Origin of the sequence: Terasakiispira papahanaumokuakeensis (assembly GCF_001709345.1) — a bacterium.
GTDB classification, from domain to species: domain Bacteria; phylum Pseudomonadota; class Gammaproteobacteria; order Pseudomonadales; family Halomonadaceae; genus Terasakiispira; species Terasakiispira papahanaumokuakeensis.
In genome coordinates, this window is record NZ_MDTQ01000002.1 from 1 (window position 1) to 5540 (window position 5540).

Genomic DNA, 5540 nt, shown 5'->3' on the forward strand with positions numbered 1-5540 from the left:
CGCCTCTGATAACGCTGCTAACTCACTGATTTGTTTTGAGTTTTCAAAGTTATCCACTTGCTGGGTTGTTTTGAATAACTTCAAATTCTTCCTTGACTTGCACGGTTCGGTTCCCTAGAATGCACCGCACTGTTGAGGACGACGCTTCGGCAGTCAGTTAGATTGGCTTTAGCCGCTCTTTGAGCTTTCTGGCTAAGCATTTGAATCGCCAAGTGATTTAAATGTGGGTTGGAACAGAAACTTCAAAAAGCTGCTTGACAGCTCGAGTCGCTCTGGTAAGATAGCGGCTCTTCTGATCGAGGTGATCTTCGGGTCCGCGATCAACGCTCTTTAAGAATGAAGCATCAGGCAATTCATGTGGGCGCTTGCTGATGAAAGTGGTGATCATGTCACCATATATCAAGGCAAGCGACTCGTCAAAATGAGACGTTTGAACCTTGAGCCAAGTTTGGTCCACTTTAGGACTTATGATTTTAAACTGAAGAGTTTGATCATGGCTCAGATTGAACGCTGGCGGCAGGCCTAACACATGCAAGTCGAGCGGAAACGATGGAAGCTTGCTTCCAGGCGTCGAGCGGCGGACGGGTGAGTAATGCATAGGAATCTGCCCGGTAGTGGGGGATAACTCGGGGAAACTCGAGCTAATACCGCATACGTCCTACGGGAGAAAGTGGGCTTTTGCTCACGCTATCGGATGAGCCTATGTCAGATTAGCTAGTTGGTGGGGTAAAGGCTCACCAAGGCGACGATCTGTAGCTGGTCTGAGAGGATGATCAGCCACACTGGGACTGAGACACGGCCCAGACTCCTACGGGAGGCAGCAGTGGGGAATATTGGACAATGGGGGCAACCCTGATCCAGCCATGCCGCGTGTGTGAAGAAGGCTTTCGGGTTGTAAAGCACTTTCAGCGAGGAGGAAAGCGGTGTTGTTAATACCAGCATCGTGTGACGTTACTCGCAGAAGAAGCACCGGCAAACTCCGTGCCAGCAGCCGCGGTAATACGGAGGGTGCGAGCGTTAATCGGAATTACTGGGCGTAAAGCGTGCGTAGGTGGTTAAGTAAGCCAGATGTGAAAGCCCCGGGCTTAACCTGGGAACGGCATCTGGAACTGCTTAACTAGAGTGCAGTAGAGGAAGGTAGAATTCCACGTGTAGCGGTGAAATGCGTAGATATGTGGAGGAATACCAGTGGCGAAGGCGGCCTTCTGGACTGACACTGACACTGAGGTACGAAAGCGTGGGGATCAAACAGGATTAGATACCCTGGTAGTCCACGCCGTAAACGATGTCTACTAGCCGTTGGGCTCCTTGAGAGCTTAGTGGCGCAGCTAACGCAATAAGTAGACCGCCTGGGGAGTACGGCCGCAAGGTTAAAACTCAAATGAATTGACGGGGGCCCGCACAAGCGGTGGAGCATGTGGTTTAATTCGATGCAACGCGAAGAACCTTACCTACCCTTGACATCCAGAGAAGTCGCTAGAGATAGCTTCGTGCCTTCGGGAACTCTGTGACAGGTGCTGCATGGCTGTCGTCAGCTCGTGTTGTGAAATGTTGGGTTAAGTCCCGTAACGAGCGCAACCCCTATCCCTATTTGCTAGCAGTTCGGCTGAGAACTCTAGGGAGACTGCCGGTGACAAACCGGAGGAAGGTGGGGACGACGTCAAGTCATCATGGCCCTTACGGGTAGGGCTACACACGTGCTACAATGGCCGGTACAACAGGTTGCTAACCCGCGAGGGGGCGCTAATCCGTAAAAACCGGTCGTAGTCCGGATTGGAGTCTGCAACTCGACTCCATGAAGTCGGAATCGCTAGTAATCGCGGATCAGAATGCCGCGGTGAATACGTTCCCGGGCCTTGTACACACCGCCCGTCACACCATGGGAGTTGATTGCACCAGAAGTAGCTAGCTTAACCTTCGGGAGGGCGGTTACCACGGTGTGATTAATGACTGGGGTGAAGTCGTAACAAGGTAGCCGTAGGGGAACCTGCGGCTGGATCACCTCCTTAATCGACTGTATCCCACTTCGCAGTCAAGCGCTCACAATGAATTGTCTGATGCAAGAGCAAACAGTGACTTGGGTCTGTAGCTCAGCTGGTTAGAGCGCACCCCTGATAAGGGTGAGGTCGGTGGTTCAAGTCCACTCAGACCCACCACATTCTATGGGGCCATAGCTCAGCTGGGAGAGCGCCTGCCTTGCACGCAGGAGGTCAGCGGTTCGATCCCGCTTGGCTCCACCATTCCTGATGCAAGTGAATTAGTTCATAGGATCAATATGATCAGCCCATTAATGGCCTGGTCTTATCTCCGTGAACGGTGTCTAAAGTCTACTGTTTGTTTGTCTGATGCTCATAGCCAAGTGTTTTAAGTGAAATTAGCTTAATAAAATACTTCGCTCTGTCCATCAGGACACGCTCTTTAACAATGCAAGTAATCAAGCCAATATCAAATTTTGATAACGCGATATGCAAATGAAATCTTCATGATCTCAAGCGTATCCGGCAATTATCGTTGAACGTGATCGACATACTGTTGACCCCTTGGGGTTATATGGTCAAGCGATCAAGCGCACACGGTGGATGCCTAGGCAGTCAGAGGCGATGAAGGACGTGGAAGCCTGCGATAAGCCTCGGGGAGTCGGCAAACAGACTTTGATCCGAGGATTTCCGAATGGGGAAACCCACCTACCATAAGGTAGGTATCCTTAACTGAATCCATAGGTTAAGGAAGCGAACCGGGAGAACTGAAACATCTAAGTAACCCGAGGAAAAGAAATCAACCGAGATTCCGAAAGTAGCGGCGAGCGAAATCGGACCAGCCCTTAAGCTAAGGGACGGATAGGAGAAGGCTCTGGAAAGTGCCGCCATAGCGGGTGATAGCCCCGTATCTTAAATCCCAACTTAGTGAAATCGAGTAGGACGGGACACGTGTAATCCTGTCTGAATATGGGGGGACCATCCTCCAAGGCTAAATACTCCTGACTGACCGATAGTGAACCAGTACCGTGAGGGAAAGGCGAAAAGAACCCCTGTGAGGGGAGTGAAATAGATCCTGAAACCGTGTGCGTACAAGCAGTCGGAGCAGACTTGTTCTGTGACGGCGTACCTTTTGTATAATGGGTCAGCGACTTATTTTCAGTGGCGAGCTTAACCGTTAGGGGAGGCGTAGGGAAACCGAGTCTTAATAGGGCGTCAAGTCGCTGGGAATAGACCCGAAACCGGGCGATCTATCCATGGGCAGGGTGAAGATTGAGTAACATCAATTGGAGGCCCGAACCGTAATCTGTTGAAAAAGATTCGGATGACCTGTGGATCGGAGTGAAAGGCTAATCAAGCCCGGAGATAGCTGGTTCTCCTCGAAAGCTATTTAGGTAGCGCCTCGTGTATCACCACCGGAGGTAGAGCACTGTTTGGACTAGGGGGCCATCCCGGCTTACCAACTCCATGCAAACTCCGAATGCCGGTGAGTGCAGCACGGGAGACAGACGGCGGGTGCTAACGTCCGTCGTCAAAAGGGAAACAACCCAGACCGTCAGCTAAGGTCCCAAAATCATAGTTAAGTGGGAAACGATGTGGGAAGGCTAAAACAGCTAGGAGGTTGGCTTAGAAGCAGCCACCCTTTAAAGAAAGCGTAATAGCTCACTAGTCGAGTCGGCCCGCGCGGAAGATGTAACGGGGCTCAAACTATGTACCGAAGCTACGGGTGTCACTTTGTGACGCGGTAGAGGAGCGTTCTGTAGGCCGTTGAAGGTGAATCGTAAGGTTTGCTGGAGGTATCAGAAGTGCGAATGCTGACATGAGTAACGATAATGCGGGTGAAAAACCCGCACGCCGGAAGACCAAGGGTTCCTATCCCATGCTAATCAGGGTAGGGTGAGTCGGCCCCTAAGGCGAGGGCGAAAGCCGTAGTCGATGGGAAACGGGTCAATATTCCCGTACCACTTAATATTGCGACGAGGGGACGGAGAAGGCTAGGTGAGCCAGGCGTTGGTTGTCCTGGTGAAAATCCGTAGGTGGTGTACTTAGGCAAATCCGGGTACACAACACCGAGAGATGAGACGAACACACCACGGTGTGGAAGTCATTGATGCCACGCTTCCAGGAAAAGCCTCTAAGCTTCAGATGTTAAGTGACCGTACCCCAAACCGACACAGGTGGTCAGGTAGAGAATACCAAGGCGCTTGAGAGAACTCGGGTGAAGGAACTAGGCAAAATGGTGCCGTAACTTCGGGAGAAGGCACGCCGGCATTAGGTGATGGGACTCGCTCCCTGAGCCGAAGCCGGTCGAAGATACCAGGTCCCTGCAACTGTTTATTAAAAACACAGCACTCTGCAAACTCGCAAGAGGATGTATAGGGTGTGACGCCTGCCCGGTGCCGGAAGGTTAATTGATGGGGTTAGTCTTCGGACGAAGCTCTTGATCGAAGCCCCGGTAAACGGCGGCCGTAACTATAACGGTCCTAAGGTAGCGAAATTCCTTGTCGGGTAAGTTCCGACCTGCACGAATGGCGTAATGATGGGGACGCTGTCTCCACCCGAGACTCAGTGAAATTGAAATCGCAGTGAAGATGCTGTGTATCCGCGGCTAGACGGAAAGACCCCGTGAACCTTTACTACAGCTTTACACTGGACTTTGATGTTACTTGTGTAGGATAGCTGGGAGGCTTTGAAACCGGAACGCCAGTTTCGGTGGAGCCAATCTTGAAATACCAGCCTGGTAACATTGAGGTTCTAACCCAGACCCGTAATCCGGGTCGGGGACCGTGTATGGTGGGTAGTTTGACTGGGGCGGTCTCCTCCAAAAGAGTAACGGAGGAGCACAAAGGTACCCTCAGGCTGGTCGGAAATCAGCCAATGAGTGCAAGAGCATAAGGGTGCTTGACTGCGAGTCCAACACGACGAGCAGGTGCGAAAGCAGGTTCTAGTGATCCGGTGGTTCTGTATGGAAGGGCCATCGCTCAACGGATAAAAGGTACTCCGGGGATAACAGGCTGATACCGCCCAAGAGTTCACATCGACGGCGGTGTTTGGCACCTCGATGTCGGCTCATCACATCCTGGGGCTGAAGTCGGTCCCAAGGGTATGGCTGTTCGCCATTTAAAGTGGTACGCGAGCTGGGTTTAGAACGTCGTGAGACAGTTCGGTCCCTATCTGCCGTGGACGTTGGAAACTTGAGAAGAGCTGCTCCTAGTACGAGAGGACCGGAGTGGACGAACCTCTGGTGTTCGGGTTGTGATGCCAATCGCATTGCCCGGTAGCTACGTTCGGACAGGATAACCGCTGAAAGCATCTAAGCGGGAAGCCCCCTTCAAGATTAGGTTTCCCTGGAGCCTTGAGCTCCCTAAAGGGCCCTCGAAGACTACGAGGTTGATAGGCTGGGTGTGGAAGTGCAGCAATGCATTGAGCTAACCAGTACTAATGACCCGTGAGGCTTGACCATATAACACCCAAGTGGTCAGTCACGTACAACGTAACATTATCGGATACCTTAAGATCTTGAAGATCTGCAGCGTGATCAAATTTGAGTATCGATCGACTCAA

The 5540-nt window shown here is 51.8% G+C and carries 2 tRNA genes and 2 rRNA genes; all 4 read left to right on the forward strand.

Features of this window, described 5'->3' with window-relative positions:
- Positions 1-475: 475 nt before the first annotated feature.
- The 4 genes from BFW38_RS17550 (at position 476) to BFW38_RS17565 (ending at position 5439) form a co-directional block, all read left to right on the forward strand.
- A 16S ribosomal RNA gene (locus BFW38_RS17550) occupies positions 476-2009 on the forward strand.
- Positions 2010-2079: 70 nt separating this feature from the next.
- Positions 2080-2156: transfer RNA gene (locus BFW38_RS17555), tRNA-Ile, on the forward strand.
- Between the two features lie 8 nt (positions 2157-2164).
- Positions 2165-2240, forward strand: a tRNA-Ala gene (locus BFW38_RS17560).
- Between the two features lie 312 nt (positions 2241-2552).
- Positions 2553-5439 (forward strand): 23S ribosomal RNA (locus BFW38_RS17565).
- Together the 16S and 23S rRNA genes with 2 tRNA genes alongside form the textbook arrangement of a ribosomal RNA operon.
- Positions 5440-5540: the final 101 nt, after the last annotated feature.